The organism is Orbus hercynius (assembly GCF_003634275.1).
Taxonomy (GTDB): domain Bacteria; phylum Pseudomonadota; class Gammaproteobacteria; order Enterobacterales; family Orbaceae; genus Orbus; species Orbus hercynius.
The window spans coordinates 1,141,031-1,162,918 of record NZ_RBWY01000001.1 but is presented as its reverse complement, the minus strand read 5'-3'; the positions used below and the strand labels follow the sequence as shown (position 1 = coordinate 1,162,918).

Annotated in this window: 18 protein-coding genes and 1 tRNA gene; 13 read left to right on the top strand and 6 right to left on the bottom strand. The window is 38.9% G+C overall.

The features are described from left to right. Positions 1-37 precede the first annotated feature (37 nt). Genes cysT through DES39_RS05300 form a run of 3 tightly spaced genes read left to right on the top strand, consistent with a single transcriptional unit; the run spans position 38 to position 2,861 of the window. Complete coding sequence (cysT, locus tag DES39_RS05310; RefSeq protein WP_121144691.1) at positions 38-874, top strand: sulfate ABC transporter permease subunit CysT; 837 nt, start codon at positions 38-40, stop codon at positions 872-874. A gap of 11 nt (positions 875-885) precedes the next feature. Next, positions 886-1,755, top strand: coding sequence for a sulfate ABC transporter permease subunit CysW (gene cysW / locus DES39_RS05305; RefSeq protein WP_121144690.1), 870 nt, complete (start codon positions 886-888; stop codon positions 1,753-1,755). Between the two features lie 2 nt (positions 1,756-1,757). Next, entirely contained in the window at positions 1,758-2,861 is a 1,104-nt protein-coding gene (locus DES39_RS05300; protein ID WP_121144689.1) for a sulfate/molybdate ABC transporter ATP-binding protein, read from the top strand. A gap of 14 nt (positions 2,862-2,875) precedes the next feature. Here DES39_RS05300 and DES39_RS05295 read toward each other — a convergent pair whose 3' ends face one another. From DES39_RS05295 to DES39_RS05270, 6 genes are all read right to left on the bottom strand, one after another. Beyond that, positions 2,876-3,829, bottom strand: coding sequence for a LysR substrate-binding domain-containing protein (locus DES39_RS05295; protein WP_121144688.1), 954 nt, complete (start codon positions 3,827-3,829; stop codon positions 2,876-2,878). 157 nt (positions 3,830-3,986) lie between these two features. Continuing rightward, positions 3,987-5,714 (bottom strand): assimilatory sulfite reductase (NADPH) hemoprotein subunit, encoded by a 1,728-nt coding sequence (cysI, locus tag DES39_RS05290; protein WP_121144687.1) that lies wholly within the window; start codon positions 5,712-5,714, stop codon positions 3,987-3,989. Between the two features lie 25 nt (positions 5,715-5,739). Beyond that, on the bottom strand, positions 5,740-7,530 hold the full coding sequence (cysJ, locus tag DES39_RS05285) for an NADPH-dependent assimilatory sulfite reductase flavoprotein subunit (RefSeq protein WP_121144686.1): 1,791 nt from the start codon (positions 7,528-7,530) through the stop codon (positions 5,740-5,742). A gap of 76 nt (positions 7,531-7,606) precedes the next feature. Beyond that, complete coding sequence (locus tag DES39_RS05280; RefSeq protein ID WP_121144685.1) at positions 7,607-8,242, bottom strand: phosphoadenosine phosphosulfate reductase domain-containing protein; 636 nt, start codon at positions 8,240-8,242, stop codon at positions 7,607-7,609. Positions 8,243-8,305: 63 nt separating this feature from the next. Continuing rightward, complete coding sequence (gene sat / locus DES39_RS05275) at positions 8,306-9,463, bottom strand: sulfate adenylyltransferase (RefSeq protein WP_121144684.1); 1,158 nt, start codon at positions 9,461-9,463, stop codon at positions 8,306-8,308. 237 nt (positions 9,464-9,700) lie between these two features. Further along, positions 9,701-9,776 (bottom strand) — tRNA-Asn (locus DES39_RS05270). A 163-nt stretch (positions 9,777-9,939) separates the two neighbouring features. Between DES39_RS05270 and DES39_RS05265 the strand changes: the two genes are divergently transcribed. The 10 genes from DES39_RS05265 (at position 9,940) to DES39_RS05220 (ending at position 21,809) form a co-directional block, all read left to right on the top strand. Beyond that, entirely contained in the window at positions 9,940-10,515 is a 576-nt protein-coding gene (locus tag DES39_RS05265) for an LOG family protein (RefSeq protein ID WP_121144683.1), read from the top strand. Next, positions 10,515-12,047 carry a murein biosynthesis integral membrane protein MurJ gene (gene murJ / locus DES39_RS05260; RefSeq protein ID WP_121144682.1) on the top strand — a complete coding sequence of 511 codons (1,533 nt, stop codon included), beginning with the start codon at positions 10,515-10,517 and terminating at the stop codon, positions 12,045-12,047. The genes DES39_RS05265 and murJ overlap by 1 nt, the downstream gene beginning before the upstream one ends. A 36-nt stretch (positions 12,048-12,083) precedes the next feature. Beyond that, positions 12,084-13,043, top strand: a complete 960-nt coding sequence (locus DES39_RS05255) for a hypothetical protein (RefSeq protein WP_121144681.1) — start codon at positions 12,084-12,086, stop codon at positions 13,041-13,043. Between the two features lie 38 nt (positions 13,044-13,081). Continuing rightward, positions 13,082-14,476 (top strand): replicative DNA helicase, encoded by a 1,395-nt coding sequence (dnaB, locus tag DES39_RS05250; RefSeq protein WP_121144680.1) that lies wholly within the window; start codon positions 13,082-13,084, stop codon positions 14,474-14,476. Between the two features lie 65 nt (positions 14,477-14,541). Next, positions 14,542-15,393 (top strand): archaetidylserine decarboxylase, encoded by an 852-nt coding sequence (gene asd / locus DES39_RS05245; RefSeq protein ID WP_121144679.1) that lies wholly within the window; start codon positions 14,542-14,544, stop codon positions 15,391-15,393. A 5-nt stretch (positions 15,394-15,398) separates the two neighbouring features. Continuing rightward, entirely contained in the window at positions 15,399-18,041 is a 2,643-nt protein-coding gene (gene mscM, locus DES39_RS05240; RefSeq protein ID WP_121144678.1) for a miniconductance mechanosensitive channel MscM, read from the top strand. 423 nt (positions 18,042-18,464) lie between these two features. Continuing rightward, positions 18,465-18,776 carry a winged helix-turn-helix domain-containing protein gene (locus DES39_RS05235; RefSeq protein ID WP_170143344.1) on the top strand — a complete coding sequence of 104 codons (312 nt, stop codon included), beginning with the start codon at positions 18,465-18,467 and terminating at the stop codon, positions 18,774-18,776. An 11-nt stretch (positions 18,777-18,787) separates the two neighbouring features. Next, positions 18,788-20,257, top strand: a complete 1,470-nt coding sequence (creC, locus tag DES39_RS05230; protein ID WP_121144676.1) for a two-component system sensor histidine kinase CreC — start codon at positions 18,788-18,790, stop codon at positions 20,255-20,257. Positions 20,258-20,272: 15 nt separating this feature from the next. Continuing rightward, positions 20,273-20,962, top strand: a complete 690-nt coding sequence (locus tag DES39_RS05225) for a YggN family protein (protein ID WP_121144675.1) — start codon at positions 20,273-20,275, stop codon at positions 20,960-20,962. Between the two features lie 130 nt (positions 20,963-21,092). Then, on the top strand, positions 21,093-21,809 hold the full coding sequence (locus tag DES39_RS05220; RefSeq protein ID WP_147405422.1) for a hypothetical protein: 717 nt from the start codon (positions 21,093-21,095) through the stop codon (positions 21,807-21,809). Positions 21,810-21,888 lie beyond the last annotated feature (79 nt).

The following is a 21,888-nucleotide window of genomic DNA, read 5'->3' as shown; positions in this document are numbered from 1 at the left end:
ATATTGCTATTTTTGATAAAGGATAAGAGGGAGGGTTATGTTTATTTGCAGCAAAAAAAGTGGCAGTACTATCCCAGGTTTTGGTTTAACACTGGGCTATACGCTGACTTTTCTCAGTGTGATTGTCCTTATCCCGCTATGTTGTTTATTGCTATATTCAACAAAATTATCCTTGGCTGAGTGGGAAAAACTCATCACCAGCCGGCAATTTTTAGCGGCATTATCTTTATCATTAATGACGGCGTTAATTAGCGCAATACTTAATAGTTTTATCGGTTTATTACTTGCTTGGGTCTTAGTGCGTTATCGATTTCCAGGGCGAAAACTGATTGATACCTGTATCGATATGCCATTTGCATTACCAACGGCGGTAGCGGGAATTGCATTAACGGCAATCTATGCAAAAAATGGCCCAATTGGTCAGTTATTTAGTATTAAAATTGCTTATACCCCAATTGGTATTACGCTTGCGTTACTTTTTGTGACCTTACCGTTTGTGGTTAGGACCTTACAGCCGGTCATCAAAGATTTACCTAAAGAAGTTGAGGAGGCAGCAAAAATATTAGGTGCAACGCCGGTACAAACCTTTATTTCCGTGATTTTACCAGCCATTTTTCCTGCGTGGATAACGGGCTTTACCATGGCATTTTCGCGTGCGATTGGTGAATACGGCTCCGTGGTTTTTATAGCGGGTAATATTCCCTTCAAAACAGAAATCTTACCGTTATTGATCGTTGCCAAGCTTGATCAGTATGCTTATGCCGCGGCGGCGGCAATTGGAGTATGTATGTTATTGATTGCTTTTTTATTGCTTTTTTTGATGAATATGATTCAGCGTTGGTTTAATCGCGCTGTCGTAAAACAGGTTAAATAGAGTGAGCAACTATGGTGTTAATCTCATCATCTAGTACTTTGTTTAACAAGGCGAAAAACAGACTGACCTTAGTGCAAGGTATCTTGATTATCGCAGCAATTATGATCTTTTTTTGCTTGTTAGTATTACCACTATTGGTGGTGATTGTTCAGGGATTTGCATCCGGATTTGTGGCTTTTGGTGAAGTGATAGCTGATGCCGATACGTTATCTGCCTTAGCTTTAACACTGTTAGCAACCAGTATTGCGGTGCCGCTCAATGTTGTTTTTGGGGTAACGGCAGCTTGGGTTATCACCAAATACCATTTTAAAGGTAAGCAGCTATTAATGACGTTAATTGATTTGCCTTTTGCGGTGTCTCCCATTGTGGCAGGTTTAATTTATGTATTGCTTTTTGGCGCTCAAAGCTGGCTATTTCCATATTTACAAGCGTTTGATATCCAAATTATTTACGCCATACCGGGTATTATTTTAGCGACTATTTTTGTGTCAGTGCCCTTTGTTGCCAGAGAGCTAATCCCGATTATGGAACTACAAGGCACCACAGACGAAGAGGCGGCCGTTGTACTTGGCGCTAATGGATGGCAAATTTTTTGGCATGTCACCTTACCCAATATTCGTTGGGCATTAATGCATGGCGTGATTTTGTGTACGGCGCGATCGTTAGGTGAGTTTGGCGCGGTGTCGGTTGTTTCTGGGCATATTCGCGGTTATACCACAACATTACCACTACAAATTGAGATTTTGTATAACGAATATAATATTGTCGCCGCGTTTAGTGTGGCAATTTTACTACTAATGATGTCATTCGTTTTACTCTTAATCAGGCAGTGGACGGAATTTCGTCTTGAACAAGATTATCGCGTTATTAACAAGGGGTAAGTATGGGAATTATGGTGCAAAATCTGAGTAAGGATTTTGGTGATTTTAATGCCTTAAAAAACATTAATTTTACCATTGAGCAAGGTGAGTTTGCGGCATTATTAGGTCCTTCAGGATGTGGTAAAACTACATTGCTGCGGATGATCGCTGGTTTAGAGGCAACGATGGCAGGGGAGATCTATTTTGATCAGCAAAACGTGACTCATCAAAGTGCTCAATTGCGTGATATTGGTTTTGTATTTCAAAATTATGCGCTTTTTCGCCATATGACCGTTGCTAAGAATATTGCTTTTGGCTTGCGTATTAAAGCAAGTGTATTTAAGCGTGATTCATTGACCATTAATCGGCGGGTGAAGGAATTACTTGAGTTAGTTCAGCTTGAAACGTTAGCTGATCGCTATCCCGATCAGCTCTCTGGTGGGCAGAGGCAGCGCGTGGCATTAGCTAGAGCGCTGGCAACCAAACCTAAAGTGTTATTGCTTGATGAACCGTTTAGCGCCTTAGATGCCAAAGTGCGCAAGGATTTGCGGCGCTGGCTCCGTAATTTTCACCATGATATTAATGTAACGAGCATTTTTGTTACCCATGATCAAGAGGAAGCATTAGAAGTCGCCGATAAAATTATCTTGATGAATCAGGGCAAAATTGAACAAATTGGCACACCTGAGCAGGTTTATAAAAAGCCACAGACAGCATTTGTGGCACATTTTTTAGGTGATGTGAATTTACTACATGGTTACATTGAGCGTAATCAATTACATATAGGCGATTTTAAGCAAGATATGTCAACACAGGGCTCTTGGGCGGATCAAGTCACTATTGCTTATGTCAGGCCACATGAAATTGCAGTCTTTAAGTCATTATCATTACGGCATGATTCAAACGGCTCGAGTGGTCAATTGGTTGCCAAAATTATGCGATTACATACCGCGGGACCAACGGTATTTTTGGAGCTCTCGCTAGCGCACCAACCTAAACCTATTGATGTCTCGATTCCATTTAGCCAATACCAGCAAAACCATTTTATGGTGGGCGACATTGTTTACTTGCAGCCACTACTGTTAAATATTTTTGTCCAAGATGAACTGATCGAATTTATGATTTAGGGATGATCAGGCGATTAGATTTGATAATCAATCAGATTACTTTTCTCTTCGCTTGATAATGCTTTGGTTTTAATCTCTTCGAGTGTGAGTTCTTGATTACATAATTGAATAAAACGCCAAATGTAATTGCGTTTTAATTGATGACGTTTAATACCAATCCAAGCGGTATGCGATTCAAATAGCGCTGATCCATTTAGCCGCATCAAATTCTCATCATCATGCGCATCAAACATCCGATCGATTATGATACCGACACCTAAGCCTAGTTTAACATAGGTATTAATCACATCAGATTGTTGTACATTGAGCGTAACATTGGCGGATAATCCCGATTTAGTAAACGCTTTATCGATGCTATCACGCGGAAACAGACCCTTGCAGTAGGTGATTAATGGCACACCGCTGAGTTCTTCTAAGGTAAGGTTGCTGTTGCCAGAAAGCGGGTGATTGGTTGGTAAAATCACATCACAGTGCCAACGGTAAAAAGGAAATGTCACAATTGAGGCATTATTATTTCTGGCGTTATCAATAACAATATCCGCATCACCAGCGAGCAGCATGCTGGCAATCTCGCTTGAGGATCCTTGATTGATACTAATATGTACTTGTGGGAATAAAGTTTTAAACAATTTGATAATATTGGGCAGGATGAAGCGTGCTTGACAATGAGTGGTTGCAATCACTAACGAGCCTTCATCATTATTGGCAAACACCGTGGATAACCGGCGAATATTATTAATTTCATTCAATATTCGCTCTGCAATGACCACTAATTCAAATCCTGGTTCAGTCATATTAATCAGTCGCTTGCCTTGCCGGATAAAAATTTCAATATTGAGCTCATCTTCTAACTCTTTTATATGCCGGCTAACACCGGATTGGGAAGTATAAAGCACATTAGCGACTTCGGTTAAATTATAATTGCAACGGGCTGCTTCTCGTATGATTCGTAACTGTTGTAAATTCATAAACCGCTTATCCTTAAATAATATAAGGGGATTAGTATGATTATAAAATTATTGGCTCAATACACAAATATCATAACGCTATAACGATATAATCTAATGGCATAAGTTAGATTATCCGTTTAGATAAATTTTGTCATATTGAGCAAAATGAGATGAGTTAATCATAAAAATCAATGGCTGAATTGATAATAGGCTTAACGACTTTGGTGCGAATGACAAAATCACCAAATCCTTCATCTGCTAGGCGTAATTGTGACCAGTTCTCAATTAACGGTTCAATAATCGCTAAAATCTCATCAACGGTAATGTTTTCCTTATACAAGCGCGGAATACGGGTGCCAGCCCTGTCACCACCCAAATAGAGGTTATAACGGCCGAGTGCTTTGCCCACCAAACCGATTTCAGCTAGCATTGCACGGCCACAACCATTAGGGCAGCCGGTAACACGTAAAATAATATACTCCTGAGCTAATTGGTTTTTATGCAAAATATGATCAATGGTGGTAATGAAATCAGGTAAGAATCGTTCTGCTTCTGCCATCGCTAATGGACAAGTTGGAAATGAAACGCACGCCATTGCGTTTTTGCGCTGTAAGGTGACACTATCATCAATTAAGCCATATTGTCGGGCTAATTGTTCAATGACCTGTTTATGTGATGATTCAACGTTGGCAACAATTAAATTTTGGTTAGCGGTGAGACGAAAATCACCCTGATGAATTTTGGCTATCTCGGCAACACCCGTTTTTAGTGGTTTATTGGGATAATCAAGTAATCGGCCATTTTCAATAAAGAGTGTTAGATGCCAACGGCGATCAAACCCTTGATACCAACCAATTTGATCTCCCCTTTGAGTAAATTGGTAAGGGACACTGGGTAGAAAGGTGAGTCCCGCGCGTAGTTCAACTTCTTTTTTAAAATTCTCAACGCCAACACGTTCTAATGTATATTTGGTTTTGGCATTTTTACGATTACTGCGATTACCCCAGTCTCGCTGCGTGGTCACAACCGCTTCGGCACATTTTAGTGTTGCATCAACGGGGATAAAGCCAAAATCATCTGCTTTACGTGGGTACGTCGATTTATCGCCGTGCGTCATGGCCAGCCCACCACCAACTAGCACATTAAAGCCAATTAATTGACCGTGTTTGGCAATGGCAACAAAACTCAGATCATTGGCATGCACATCTACGTCATTGGTTGGTGGAATCACGATCGCTGTTTTAAATTTTCTCGGTAAATATTGACTGCTTAAAATGGGCTCTTCATCTTGGGTCTCAAGCTTTTCACCATCAAGCCAAATTTCAACATAAGCTCTCGTTTTGGGTAAAAGATGTTCTGATATTTTACTTGCCCATTGGTACGCTTGCTGATGGACGGCTGATTCAATCGGATTGGTTGTACACAGTACATTACGATTCACATCCCCCGCCGTTGCGATCGAATCTAAGCCAATTTTGTGTAGTAGCTGATGGGCTGATTTTAGGTCGCGTTTAAAAATACCATGAAATTGGAAAGTTTGCCGAGTGGTTAAACGTATGCTGCCATAGAAGGTATCTTCCTGCGCAAATTTATCAATGGCTAACCACTGCTGTGGGGTAATAATACCGCCAGGCAATCGGCAACGTAACATCATATTAATTAAGGGTTCGAGTTTTTGCTCAATGCGCTCAGCGCGAATATCACGATCATCTTGCTGATACATGCCGTGGGGCCTAATTAGCTGTGAATTATCACTGTTAAAGCCGCCCGTTATCTCATTGGTTAAATCTTGCGCAATGGTGCCACGTAAAAAATCACTTTCTCGTTTAAAACGCTCAGCATCCGATGGGGGCAATTGCGATGTATCATTCTGAGGGGGGGTTAGGTTACTATTATTGCTCATGTCACATCCCTATATCGTTAATATTTTAATAGATGTCTCGTTGATAACGTTTATTGCTTCTTAGTTCGTCTAAGTAATTATTGGTTTGTTCTTCGTCATATTGACCGTGTTCCATAATGATGTGTAATAAGGCTGCATTCACGGCTTTTGCCATCCGGTTAGCATCGCCACAGACATAAATATAGGCACCTGCTTGTAGCCATTGCCAAATTTCAGCTGAGCGGGCCAGTATTTTATCTTGTACATAAATCTTTTCGGCCTGATCGCGAGACCAAGCCAGATCGATACGTGATAACACACCGTCTTTTTGATAGGTTTGCCATTCCAGCTGATATAAAAAATCAGCCGTAAAATGTGGGTTACCAAAAAATAACCAACTTTGACCGGTGGCTTCTTCGCTGGCTCGTTGTTGTAAAAAGGCACGAAATGGCGCAATGCCCGTTCCGGCGGCAATCATAATAATTGGCAAACTATTATCGTTTGGTAAGCGAAAATTATCATTGTGCTCAATAAAAACTTTAATTTGGTCATGCTGTGGCATTTGCGTCGCAAGAAAACCGGATGCTCCGCCAGTACGCGTTTTATCATCAATTTGATATTGCACAACATTGACGGTTAAATGCACTTCGTCACCAACATCATCTTGCGCGGAGGCAATGGAATAAAAACGCGGGGTAAGGGGGCGTAAAATATCAACAAAAGATTGCGCGGTAAATGATCCCGCATAACGGCTTACCATGTCGATAATCGGCAAGGTATGGCAAAAATCACGTAATGCAGTTTTATCGCCAATTAGCGTTAATAATGCGTCATTTTGGCTTAATTTTGCGTATTTTTCGACAATAACAGGCGTGTTTTGCGTGAGTTCTAGTTTCTCTAACAAAGCTTGTTTTAACGGTAAAACTTGACCATGTAGCTCAATGTCGGTTTGAGCTGATAACTTGGTGGCCTGCAGTAATTCATCCACCAATGACGCGCTATTTTGATACCAAACACCGAGTGCATCACCGGGTTGATATTTGAGGTTCGAGTCGGTCAGATCCAGTTCAAGGTGGCGAATGTCGCGATCAGAATCACGAGAGGTGATCTTTTGATTAATATTAATGGCGGCGGTAAAGGGATTGTCGCGGCAATATTGGCTACTTTCTACCACTAGATTAGTCTTAATTGCTGATTCAAGCGCTGTGCTGTGTGGCGATTGCTGTAAATATTTTTGCAATTCATCAATAATATTTTGGCGCCAGATTGTACTAAGGGCTTGATAGTCAGTATCGCCATCAACGCGTGCTAGTAATCGTTTAGCGCCGAGCTCCTCTAAGCGTTGATCAATATCTTTACCTGCCTGACAAAAATTGACATACGAGCAGTCGCCAAGGCCAAATACGGCAAAATGGAGCTGATCGACAACGGGTTTTTTGGTCGCAAAAAGTGATTTATAAAAGGCGAGCGCTTCTTCTGGCGGTTCGCCTTCACCCTGCGTTGACGTCACGATAATTAAGTATTGTTCTTGATGGAGCTTTTTAAATTTAAAGTCAGCGGCATGAACATGCCGAACAGGCAAGCCTAACCGCTCTAAATCATGACTGAGCTCTTGCGCGACGCGCCTGGCGTTCCCCGTTTGTGACGCGGATAAAATGGTAATAGGCATTTGATAAGGCGCTGGCGTTGTCACTTGATCAGTTAGCGCTGACAATGGTGAATGCTTATGGGCGATAGCCCATAGATAGCCCGATAGCCAAGCTAACTGCTCAGGCGAGGCATTATGAATAATTTTATCCATTTCATCGGCATTAAACGGAGGATGATAGTTGCTCATAACGTTACCTTATTAGATGAATTAGCCAACAACTGCATACAGCCTTGCATATCAAGCAGCCTATTAGCTGAGCGCATTAGAATTTAACTTTGTGTAAACCACATTCCCGCCCTTGCGGTCCTTTAGTTGGATCAAAGTAATTGAGTTCATTCGGTAAATTATGCTGCTTGATATAATCTTGCATATCTTGCGTTGTCCAATTTAAAATAGGGGATATTTTGATTAAATTATCACCGGCAGTGGTCACGGTATCCAATTGTTGGCGCAGGGCGGATTGCTCTTTGCGTAAAGCGGTAAACCATAAAGCGGGATTGAGTGTTGCTAATGCGCGGTTAAAGGGTTCTAATTTTAATATATGCGTGAATTCATCATGTTCTGGCGTATCAAGCTCAGGCAGGCCGTTATAACGAACATTCAAGTAGGCTTGCGTTCGCTGTGGAACAAAAATATGAATATTGAGGCCTAGTTGCTCAATGATTTTATTCGCCACTCGATAAGTGTCATTGGTAGCGTAACCATTATCTACCCAGACGACATCAATGTCGGGTTTTACTTGGGTGACCAAATGCAGTAATACTGCTTCATACGGGCCAAAATGAGTACTGATGATACTACGACTGTGTGGAGTGGCGTGTTGTAAAAGCGCCCATTCGATAATCTGCTGGGCAGATTTGCCGTGTAAATGTTGATTGATTGTCGTTAAGTTTGTCATGGTGCAGTCCTGTGTTTATCCATCTTCGATTATTTCATTGCCATTTTGGCTATGCTGGTGTTATTACTTTACCCAGTGGTATAGTTCTTCAACGACCTCGGGGCGACTAAACGTTGCAGGTAGTGATTCCCTTGCTTGCAGGCGCCGCCTTACTTCGGTTCCGGAAATGAGTACCCGATAGGCTTTATCATGTGGGCAAGTTTTATTGGAGGCTATGCCGCTGCATTTTTCACAATAAAATGTCCAGTCGATTTTTATCGGTTCGATAAGGAGATCATTAGGGCTTAAATGTGCAAAGATTTCTTGAGCGGCAAACGGAGAATAAAAGTCACCGACGCCAGCATGATCGCGGCCAACAATTAAATGGGTACATCCATAATTTTGCCGAAATAGGGCATGTAATAACGCTTCTTTCGGGCCGGCATAACGCATATCGAGTGGATAACCAGAATGAATCACGCTGTTTTTAACAAAATAGTGCTCAATGAGTGTGTTGATGGCTTTAAGCCGAATATCAGCTGGTACATCACCTGCTTTTAAGTGACCAAATAACGAGTGAATGAGCACACCGTCAAACAGCTCTAAAACGGTTTTCACTAAATACTCATGAGAGCGATGCATTGGATTACGGGTCTGAAAGGCGGCAATTTTTTGCCAGCCGAGCTCAGTAAAGCGTGCCCGCGTTTCGGCTGGTGTTAAGGTATATGGGCCAAAACGCTGTTTAAAGCCATCATCATTAAAAACTTCAACGGCGCCACCTAAATTGACCGGCGGCTGGGCCATTAAAACCGCAACGCCATGATGTGAGGTGTCTGTTGTGCCAAAAACTTTCTCGGCTTCCCATTGCTTATCCGGTTGGTAGCGGCTATCAACGTTTAAAATACCCATTACATTGCCTTCGGCTGTTTTTAATGCGATATCGTCGCCTAAAGTGATCTGCTCGGCTTGTTCATGACTGACGGAAACGGTAATGGGGATTGGCCAAAATATGCCATTGGCTAGGTGCATGTTATCACAAACCTGATACCAATCTTGTTCACGCATAAAGCCATACAGCGGCGTAAAACCACCAATGCCTAGCATAATTAAATCACCTACTTCTCTGCTTGAGAGCGTAATTGATCGCAAGGTGGCAGCATACTGCTGCCGACGTTGCAGATTATACGGTTCAACTTGTCGGGGCTGCAAAGTTTGACTGGCATGCGGTGAAATCAGAGTCATACTATTTCCTTACTCAGGATAATAACCATTTTGTATTAATTATTTAAAACGATTATGACTAAATAAGAAAATATTAATTTTGTATACTGTTATGCGTTTTGTCGATATTGTTTGGATAACGTGAGGCACCGCTATGAAAGATGAGTTAAGATTGGAATACGATCCGACCGCCTAAATACAGACATTATAGCTAAGCGTTAGAAATGAAAAAACCTGCCATAAGCAGGTTTTAAAATTTGGCTCCCCCAACAGGACTTGAACCTGTGACATACGGATTAACAGTCCGCCGTTCTACCGACTGAACTATGGAGGAACATATGGGCATAGATATTAACGACCTCTGTCATAACTGTCAACCTCTAAACGAAAAAAAACGTTCAACTGCTTAGCTTATAATCACTTTAATTAATCATCACGTAAATTTTGTTTTGTGATAGAATTGTCCACCTTAATTTTTTTAATGTGTTTTTGTTAAAATGAAAAAGAATATCTGTATTTTCTGTGGGGCAAGTCAAGGCAATAATCCTGATTACCAGCTTTACGCACAAAAGCTAGGGCAACACATTGCCGAGCAAGGTAGACGGCTGATTTATGGCGGTGGTAATAAAGGTTTGATGGGAACGATTGCCAATGCTGTGTTAGAACACGGTGGTGAAGTCATCGGTGTTATTCCTGAAAGATTGGTGCAAGCAGAAACGGCTCACCATGGCATTACTCAACTTGAAATTGTCAGTGATATGCATACGCGTAAAGCGAGAATGACTGAATTGGCAGATGCCTTTATCGCAATGCCGGGCGGGTCTGGCACATTAGAAGAAATTTTTGAAGTCTGGACAGGTGCGCAAATTGGTTATCATGAAAAACCGGTTGCGTTATATAATATCAATCATTTTTGGCAATCGATGCAAGTCTTTTTACAACACGCTGTCAATGAAGGGTTTATTCGTGAGAGTTTCTATCAGACATTAATTGTTTCAAACGATCCGGCTAGTGTATTACATAGTATTGATACTTATATACCAAAAGATCTTGATCGCTGGATTAAAAAATAATGAATTTGCTTAAGTCATTAGCTGCCGTCAGTTCAATGACGATGATTTCTCGGGTGCTCGGTTTTATTCGAGATGCCATCGTTGCTCGCTATTTTGGTGCCGGTATGGCGACAGATGCTTTTTTTGTTGCATTCAAATTACCCAATCTATTGAGACGAATTTTTGCTGAAGGCGCTTTTTCACAGGCCTTTGTGCCTATTCTGGCCGAATATAAAAGCCAACAAGGTGATGAAGCTGCACGAACGTTTGTTGCTTATGTTGCCGGGCTACTTACATTAGTTTTAGCCATTGTAACGGCAATTGGAATGATTGCTTCCCCGATTATTATTTTGGTCACCGCACCTGGCTTTACTGAGCCGGTCGAAAAATTCGAATTGGCATCGTTGATGCTAAAAATCACCTTTCCCTATATTTTTCTGATTTCACTGGCATCACTTGCCGGCGCGGTACTCAATACTTGGAATCGATTCTCGGTGCCGGCATTTGTACCGACATTCCTTAATGTAAGTATGATTGCATTTACTTTGTGTGCATCGCAATATTTTAATCCACCGATATTATCGTTAGCATTTGGCGTACTTGTTGGTGGTGTTTTACAGTTGTTGTATCAATTACCTTATCTTAAACAAATAGGGATGTTAGTTCTACCAAGGCTTAATCTACGTGATAGCGGTGTGTGGCGTGTTTTAAAGCTGATGGGACCGGCAATTTTAGGGGTATCCGTCGGTCAAATATCATTAATTATTAATACGATTTTTGCCTCTTTTCTTGTATCAGGCTCCGTGTCATGGATGTATTATGCTGACCGGTTGATGGAGTTTCCGTCGGGAGTACTCGGTGTGGCGCTTGGCACGATTTTATTACCGTCTTTATCCAAAAGCGTCTCTAAAGGCGATATTCACCAATATTCACAATTGCTTGATTGGGGATTAAGACTTTGTTTTTTACTAGCTTTACCTAGTGCTGTTGCTTTAGGTGTGATAGCTAAACCGTTAATCTCGACTTTATTCGAGTATGGTCAATTTACTGCGCTTGATAGTGAAATGACAAGGCAAGCATTGGTGGCTTATTCTGTCGGCTTATTAGCATTGATTTTGATTAAAGTATTAGCGCCAGGATTTTACTCTAGGCAAGATATTAAAACACCGGTAAAAATTGCAATCTTCACTTTAATCCTAACACAAGTGATGAATCTGATGTTAATTGGGCCTTTTAAGCATGCCGGACTGGCATTATCTATTAGTATTGCTGCGTGTTTTAATGCGGCATTGTTATTTTGGCAATTACGTAAGCAGCAACTTTTTATCGCCAGGCCGGGTTGGTTTAGTTTTATTTGTAAAATAGTTATTGCCGTCATTGTTATGTCAGCGGTATTGATGATTGGCAGTGATCTATTACCTGATTGGTCAACAGGGAGTATGTTATCGCGTATTGGCCGATTATTAGTATTAATTATTGCTGCTATAATTGCCTATTTTGGCACGTTGGTTATATTAAGATTTGAATTAAAACAGTTTATTAAGCGAATTTAAATTTACGCTTAATTAATAACGATATTAAGGAAAATGATGAAAAAAGCCTCTTTTTTTAAATTACCCTTACTGCTAGCTTTTGCATACTGGCTAATGGGACTTATCATCACGTTTGGCATGATATTTATTCGCACCAATGATCTGATGAATAGTTATTCACAATCGATGGCTGTTTTCATCGGTTTTAGTGTTGCTCAGATCCCAAATTTGTTATTACTTATTGTCATTTTAGCATGCAGTTTATATAGTTATGCCGTTAATGAACTGACCACAAAAAACGTGTTGCTGCTTATATTGATTGCGCTAACTATAAATATCGTGGTTTTCTTATTTAACCACTTTATTACGCCAATATTTATTCAGTTTTATCTGTCGAACATCGCTCAGTATTATGATTCGATATTGATGTTTAGCTATCAATTTGTGATTGCGTTAGCAAAATATATTGTCATTGGTTTAATTTGTTTTTGGGCCGTGATGGGGTTTAAAAATATGTTTAACCGTAATATTAATCAAAAATTATTGCAGCAATCCAATAGCGCTAAAATACATTTGACACTTTTTATACTGCTATTTATTTCGATGAGTTCATTATTTTTAGTGCCGTTAGTGTTTAGTCTGTTATCACATAACCAAGACAATAGTGCTTATCAAGCTATGCTTTGGTTTTTAGTCTTTAGCATGATCTTTATATTGATGTTAGTTTTTGTCGTCAGAACATGCTTTGACTATGCTTTTGATTCTTTGCAAATAGCCAAAATGATTAAAAGTACTGTGTTAGTCCTTATTGTGTCAGCTGTTGCTATCATAGTTATTGCTGGGCTGACGGCATTTATTATCACAAAAATACCTTATCACTATTTTGTGTTGAACCAGAAATTAATGTTATTGATTGTGTTGTTCGAGATCTTTATACAATGTGTATTCGTATTTTTTATTGCCAGAGTCTGTACCAAACGTTACTTCAGTTCTGGGTTTAATGCAACTGCGCAATAAAAGTGATAGAATTATAGAAAATTTGATGTGATTGAAATATGGCAAATAGACCTAATAAACAAGATAAAATGGTACAAAACTTAAAAGTACCACCGCATTCAATAGAGGCAGAGCAAGCGGTGCTTGGTAGCTTGATGATTGATAATCAGCGCTGGGATCGTGTGTCTGAAACGATCACCGCTAGAGATTTTTATTCTCGCCATCATCAAATGATATTTGCCGAAATGTTAAATTTAGTTGGTAAAGGTGTGCCAATTGACTTAATCACGTTATCTGAAAGTTTGGATAGCAAAGATATTTTAAGCGATGTTGGTGGATTTGCTTATCTAGCTGAACTGTCTAAAAACACGCCGAGTGCGATTAATGTTGTTGCCTATACTGATATCATTCGCCAGCAAGCGATATTGCGAGAGTTAATTAGTTCATCAAACGAAATTGCCGATAGCTGTTATGCAACGGAAGGACGTAGTAGTGAAGATATTCTTGATTTAGCTGAAACCAAAATATTTCAAATCGCTGAGCATAGAGCTAAACAAGGTGTTGGACCGAAAAGTATTACATCAGTACTTGAAGATACTGTGGCTAAGATAGAAGAGTTGTTTCAAAAACCGCATGATGGGGTAACGGGCGTTTCAACGGGTTTTGTCGATTTAGATAAAAAGACCGCTGGGTTACAGCGCTCAGATTTGATTATCGTTGCGGCAAGGCCATCGATGGGTAAAACAACTTTTGCCATGAACTTGTGTGAAAATGCGGCAATGATGCAAGAAAAGCCCGTGCTTATTTTCAGCTTAGAGATGCCTGCAGAACAGATCATGATGCGTATGTTAGCCTCATTATCGCGTGTTGATCAGACAAAAATTCGAACCGGGCAGTTAGATGATAATGATTGGGCGCGTATTTCAAGTACGATGGGGATCTTGCTTGAAAAGAAAAATATGTATATCGATGACTCATCGGGATTAACTCCAATGGAGCTGCGTTCAAGAGCGAGACGTATTTATCGAGAACACGGTGGCCTTAGCATGATTATGGTCGATTACTTGCAACTAATGCGGGTACCGAATATGAGCGAAAACCGCACCTTAGAGATTGCCGAGATCTCGCGCTCACTAAAAGCTTTAGCTAAGGAACTGCAGGTGCCTGTCGTTGCGCTATCACAGTTAAATCGAAGTCTTGAGCAGCGAGCGGATAAAAGGCCGGTTAACTCTGACTTACGTGAGTCGGGCTCAATTGAGCAAGATGCCGACGTTATTATGTTTATTTATCGTGATGAAGTTTACAATGAAGCATCAGAGCATAAGGGCATTGCCGAGATTATTTTAGGTAAACAACGTAATGGTCCAATAGGTAAAGTTCGGTTAAAATTTCAAGGCCAATGGTCACGTTTTGATAATTATGCCAACTCATCAGATTATTTTGATGACGAATAATTATTCTTTAGGTAATCGAATATAGTACAATCAATCAATTAATAGCAAAAGAGAGCTAAACCCAAATGTTAAACCATATAAAAGCAATGATTCAATATCTTTTACCCAAGCAGTTGTTAACCAGCCTATTTGGATGGTTAGCGAGTAAGCAACTTGGATTTATGACAACAGGGATGATTAACGGTTTTATTAAACTTTATAAAATTAATATGGATGAAGCTAAATATGATAAAGCTGATGCGTATAAAACATTTAATGATTTTTTTGCTAGAGAGCTAGCTGATGACGTACGGCCAATTGATCAAGCAGAAGATAGCATTGTGATGCCGGCTGATGGTGTGATTAGTCAATTTGGCACAATCCAAGAAAATGTGTTATTGCAAGCGAAAGGGCATATTTATACCCTTGAATCGCTAGTTGCGTGCCATAGCGAAATGATTGAAACATTTAAAAATGGCGCTTATGTAACCACTTATTTAGCACCAAGTAATTATCACCGTTTTCATACACCTTGTAAGGGAACATTAAAAGAGATGATTTACGTACCGGGTTCTCTTTTCTCGGTAAATAAAGCAACAACCGAAAATATTCCCAATATTTTTGCGCGTAATGAACGGGTTATTTGTTTATTTGATACTGAGTTTGGACCGGTGGTACAGATTTTAGTCGGTGCAACGATTGTTGGTAGTATTGAAACAAAATGGGCTGGCGTAGTTACCCCGCCACGCGAAGGGGTGATGAAGCGCTGGACTTATCAAGACAATGAAGTGCAAGTAGAAAAAGGCGAAGATATGGGCTGCTTTAAACTCGGCTCAACGGTTATCACATTGTTTGCACCCAATCGTATTGAGTTCATTGCCGATTTAAAAGAAGGATACGTTGCTCGCGTCGGTCAAAAAATGGCAGAAAGGATTTAGTATTTATGCAGTTGCGTCATATTATCTGTTCGATTGTACTGAGTTTAATTTGTTTTAGTTCAATTAACGCTTATGCGGATCAAGCACCAGTAATTGAAAATAACAATGATCTGACAGTGGTTATCACGCAACTCACTAAACAAAATAATGATCTGAGAGACAATATCGCTAGTCAAAAGGCACAAGTGTCATTGATTAATGATGAACAAAATACCATTTCCTCGCAAATCTCTCATGTACAAAATACGTTGGCAACACTCGACGAACAAGGCGAGTGGCTTAGTTTTTCAACCGCACTAGGGGAAACATTACGCCAACAATTATTACGCCTACCTGAAAAACCAAAGTCTCAACCACTTGACGCCAGCATTGCTGAAACTAAAGTACAGCAACTGAGTTATAACACCCAACTTGATGATATTAACGATTATCCTGATCTAGCCAACTTATCACTTAGTAATCCCGAGCTGATACAGTATCGTCGTTTACTGCGTGAGCAAGGTGAATTGCTAAAAACGTTAATTTCAGGTTGCGATACAGTTATTCTAGAATTAACGAAATTAAAAATTGCCAATAAACAGTTGATTAATGTCATTGATGAAGTTAACGATGCCGCTCACCGATATTTTTTCTGGGTTGCCGATGTTAATCCGATTAATACCTCATCGCCGGTGCAACTTGCAAAAGATGTGGTGTTTGTGGTTTTTTCTGTCGATACATTATCACAGTTATACCATGCTGGCCTTGAGCTAATTCAAACGCCGCTGACCTTATTACTGTTGGTGTTTTCTTTAGCATTAGTTGTCGTGTATTTTAAAAGTAAAGCTCGCTATCACCAGTACTTAGAGCTAACCGCTTCTCGCGTTGGTAAAGTGACACAAGATAGTTTTTCTCTGACTTTACGCGTTGTACTTTACTCGTTGCTAATGGCATTACCAATCCCTATTTTATGGGGAATTATTGGCTACTCACTTCAGGCTGATTGGGATTATCCCGTCGCTGTTGCCTTAGGATATGGCCTTAATGCTGCTGCACCTATTCTTTGGGCATTTATGATAAGTGCTCAGTTTGCGTCGCCTAATGGACTATTTATTACGCATTTTGGATGGCCAGAGTTTCGTGTTCGTTCCGCCATGAAATATTATCAATTATCGGTCTGGGTTGTGATACCTCTCGTTATGATTGTGATGGGATTTGATCAATATAATAATCGCCAATTTGCGGCAACTATCGGTCGGTTAGGGTTTATTTTACTGTGTTTAGCATTGGTCTTTATGACTAACGCTATTCATCGCGCTGGTGTGCCACTGTATATTGATAAAAAGGGCTCTGGCGATAACCTATTTAGTCGTATTTTATGGATCATGCTACTTAGCGCGCCTTGGGTTGCCATCATTGCAGCTTGTCTTGGTTATTTATCAACGGCACAAGCACTACTTGCCAGGCTTGAAGCATCGGTGGTGATTTGGCTATTGCTGCTTGTTATTTACTTTATGATTCGCCGTTGGATGTGGATACAAAAGCGCCGAATCGAATTTGAACGTGCTAAGCAGCGACGTCTTGAACGCTTAGCGCAGCGTAACAAAGTTGAAGATACTAACCAAACTGTGCAATCGAATAATCCGGCTGATAGTATTGATGAGCCAGTGATTGATCTTGATACGATCAGTGCACAATCCTTGCATCTAGTCCGTTCAATTATCGTGATGGTCGCTTTAATTAGTATGATTTTATTATGGTCGGAGTTACACTCGGCTTTTGCCTTTATGGATAACATTAAGTTATGGGGTTCTAAGTCTGTCATCAATGGGGTTGAAATCGAACAATATATTACATTAAGTTCAGTTTTTATTGCAATATTGGTTATTACAATTACTGTGCAGCTGGTAAAAAACTTACCTGCATTATTAGAACTCGGCATCTTACAGCATTTAGATTTGAAGCCTGGCACAGGCTATGCCATTTCAACTATTACTAAATATGTTATTTTAATGATTGGTTGTATGAGTGCTTTTTCATTTATCGGTATTGACTGGGCTAAAATTCAATGGCTTATTGCAGCATTAGGGGTGGGACTAGGTTTTGGTTTACAAGAGATTTTTGCTAATTTTATATCCGGTCTGATCATGTTATTTGAAAAACCCGTGCGTATAGGTGATACTGTTACGATCCGAGATTTAACCGGCACAATAAGTAAAATTAATACTCGCGCCACAACAATTGTTGACTGGGATCGTAAAGAAATCGTTATGCCAAATAAAGCATTTGTTACCGAGCAGCTTGTTAACTGGTCATTATCGGATGCAATAACTCGAATAGTCTTGACGATTCCTGCAACAATCGATGCTGATAGTAATTTAATCATTGCCATTTTGAAACAAGTTGCAAAAGAGTGTGAATATGTTCTTGAAGATCCTGAGCCACAGGCTTTTTTAGTTGATATTCAAGAAGGGATTCAGCTGTATGAGCTACGTATCTTCGCTGCTGAAATGTCTTACCGTATGCCAATTCGTAGTGAAATTCAACAACTTATTATTGAGCAATATCGCAAGCATCAGTTAATATTACCATTTCCACCATTACAAACTAATCTCGAATCCTTAGGTCGAAAAAGTTCAAGGCGTGTATATACTGCCGGTAGCGTTTAAAGCTAATACTTGATAACTTAATTTGATTATAATAGTTTCAAAGTCATAATATGTGACATTAGTCACGTAATATTGTTAGTAGATTCAAGCAGCTACATTTTTAACTGACTTTGTTATACAATACTCAAACTGACAATAGTGATCGTGTTTGGGTCATTGAGAATAGGGTAGAAATAGCAGATATACTGATTTATGTACATGAAATTACTAATTATAACGTGTACTAATTTGTGTAAGGAATTGCTGTTATAAGCACAGGTAACCTAGAAAGATTACCAAATTATGAGTCTAGATGCTAAATAGTACAATATTGTTGGATTTGAATTGATAAAAAATGAACTTTTTTAAAGAATAGTTTCCAACGATATTTTTGATCGTCATCATGGCGAACATCGTGCTTAGCAGAAATGTGACACAATAAAAGTGACGATAAATTTACATATAGGGCAGTGTATATTAGATGAAGAATTCGTATTTATTCGTTATGATAACAAGGGATTAAGTTCAACGCGTTATGAATATTGGTTATTGGCAATATTTATTCACTCACCTAACTGTGTTTTCTCGAAAGTATTATTGATGGAACTCGTTTGGCAAGATAATTTAGCGTTAACGAAAAGTTCGATTGATAAACATATTAAAATAATAAGACAAAAACTAATGGCGATGAATGCACCTTATCATCTGCTAATATTAACACACAGAGGATTAGGATATTCTTTAACTATTTTATAGGGCAAAGATATATGCGTATTGGTTTACAACTGTTATTTGGTTATATATTAGTTGCAATTTTGGCATGTTATTTAGTGTTTACTATTTTTTTGAAGGAAGTTAAGCCAACCGTTAGACGTGTGACAGAAGGTATGTTAATTGATACTTCTGCACTGTTGGCAACTATCGTTTCACAAGAGTTAAAAACATTAGAAAATATAAAGAATAGTCCGTTTGGGCAGGCGTTTAAAAATATTGATAAAACACCAATTCAAGCAAATATAGATGGCATAATTAAAACACAAATGGCATATCGTGTATATATTACCGATAAACGTGGAATTGTGATTTTTGACTCAGCGAATCTTGATGAAGGAAAAGATTATTCCCGTTGGAATGATGTTTATCTTACTTTACGAGGTAAATATGGGGCGCGAACCACAAAAGATAATCCAGATGATCCAACAAGCTCAGTTATGTATGTGGCATCACCGATTTATATTAATGGTGAGTTAGCAGGGGTATTAAGTGTATCAAAGCCTAATCAAACTATGTCGTTGATTATTGATAAAGGTGAACAGCGAATTTTATTTGGCGGTGCGATTCTTATTAGCGTGGCGTTATTAATTGGTATTTTTATTATATGGTGGATTAATCGTGCGATAAATGTGCTGCTTAATTATGCCAAGCAGGTTTCAAATCGTGAAGATACCACATTACCTAAACTGGCATCGCCTGAATTAAAATTATTGGCTAATGCATTGGAAAATATGCGCTTGAAACTCGATGGTAAAGATTATATTGAAAAATATGTTCATACTTTAGCACACGAGCTAAAAAGTCCATTATCTTCAATACGAGCAGCAACCGAGATATTGCAAGATTCCAATGATAAATTACGGCAAAACCCAACTAAGATTGAGAAAATTAATGAAACTCAAGCGCGTTTTTTAACTAATATCGATCAGCAGACAGAGCGAATGACCATTCTCATTGAGCGTATGCTACAGCTTGTACGATTGGAAAGTCGCGTCGGCTTACATTTTCAATTAGTCAATATGCGTGAGCTGATTGAGCAAGTGGTTGAGAATAAGATCATTGAAGCTCAGTCATTAGAAATTGAATTGAAAACGTATCAAATCGATGACACCAATATAATGGGCGATAAGTTTTTGTTAACTCAGGCGCTCAGTAATATTTTGAGTAATGCGTTAGATTTTACCCCGCGAGAAGGCACGATTGAAATTAGCACAATGGTTGCTGACGAGTACTATATGATCGAAATTAAAGATACTGGAACAGGTATTCCCGAGTATGCGATTAACCGAATTTATGAGCGATTTTATTCATTACCGCGCTTGAATAAGGGGAAAAGCAGTGGTTTAGGCCTCTCTTTTGTCAAAGAGGTTATTGTGATTCACCATGGTAAAATTGTGATTGAGAACCGCTCTGACAGACAAGGTACTAGAGTGATGTTAATGATTAAAATTGCTTCTTCATAAATAAGGTTAATTTTGATGTTAAAAAAATTGTTATTCTGTGGATTAATTATTTGGGGATGTTTATCTGCCAATACCGTGTTGGCAAAAACCAAAGAGTGTTTGGTTAAACCATCTTATGATATTGTTATTGAACAAGGCTTTGTTGAAATTGTTAATCAACAAAACGACGTTTTGATTACACCATCTGGTGCTGTGACACGTAATAATATAACTTTACCCCTTACGCCGGCAGTACAACAAGATGCCAAGCAATTCCAAGCTTTTTTACGCACAAACATGGCGGATTATGAGCTAAGATCAGTTGCTGAGCTTAACCAAGTTAATGCCGTTTTTGCACAAGCAATTCGAGATAAATTAGGCAATAAAAGCGAACTGCTCAGTAATTTAAGGAGTTTATATAACCAGCTCCTTGCTTTATTGCATCAAGCGATTATCACAAAAGATGGCGTGACTTATTTTTATTATCAACCTTTCAATAATTTAAAAACAGACGGTGAAGCGATTAGTAAGAAGGTATTTTATAAAATATTAGGCAACAGTATTTTACACTTTGATGTGTTTAAGAATTACTCGGGAATCAAAAAAATTGCCAAAGAAGAATGGAAAACACAGAAAGTTTCTTTACAACAATTTGATGAGTCTATCTGCGCTTTAATGACAGATATTGATAATCAATATAATCATTTAATGAGATCGTTTAAATAGCTGTTTTTATCAGTGTGTGGAAAAAAAATCCCAAAGTGAGATTGCGTTTATTAACACATAATAATTAAAAATAATAAGGTAAGGTATGAGTGAGTATTTTATGTATTTTTCTCACTATTTTAATGTGATATTGTTAATTTGGGATGGAATAAAAACGGGTCTTTTATGTTGTTTTATCTCATTGCTTTTATTAATCATATTAAAAAAGTTGGTGTTAGTTAAGCGTCGTTATAAATTTCTTAGGTGTTTAGCGTGTAGTTATTTTTTGCTTATTCCCCTTACCTGTCTTTTTTTTGGTAGCATTTATGGCGCAGTAATTAGCGCTAGAGATCAAATGGTTGAAAAACTCCCTTTATATCAAGCATCGATACAATCGATCGTTGATAGTAATTTTGATATTACTGTTGAGTTAGTCGATGATTCCAATCAAAACTTCACTAAATCACTTGATGATATAGTGTATGATATTCAGACAATAATGGTATCCAAACTACAATTTACACCTCAAGATGGGCTAGCTATTAACCAGTTGATGCTAGATGCTATAGCGTCGCCAGCTGCATTTAATTATATCAAATCAAATTTGAAAGATAAGATTTCAAACATGAGTGGATTAGATCGAAAATTGGTAGATGAAGTTTTCACTGTTAAATTATCGCAATTATTTATCAGTGATGTAATATTAAAAATTATTGTTTTTTATGTTAATCAAATAATGATGATTATTTTGATGCCGATTATTGTTATTTGGGGCCTGTTAATCTTTGTTGCGATAACTGAAACAGCGATTGCATATTTCGTCAATCGTAGACGAGTGCATATTGAAAATTTTGTTAAGACTATATAAAAAACAGCAATGTAAGTCATGTGGACATAGACATCATTTGTAACATCTGAGACAATAGCAAACTGATAACATCGGGCAA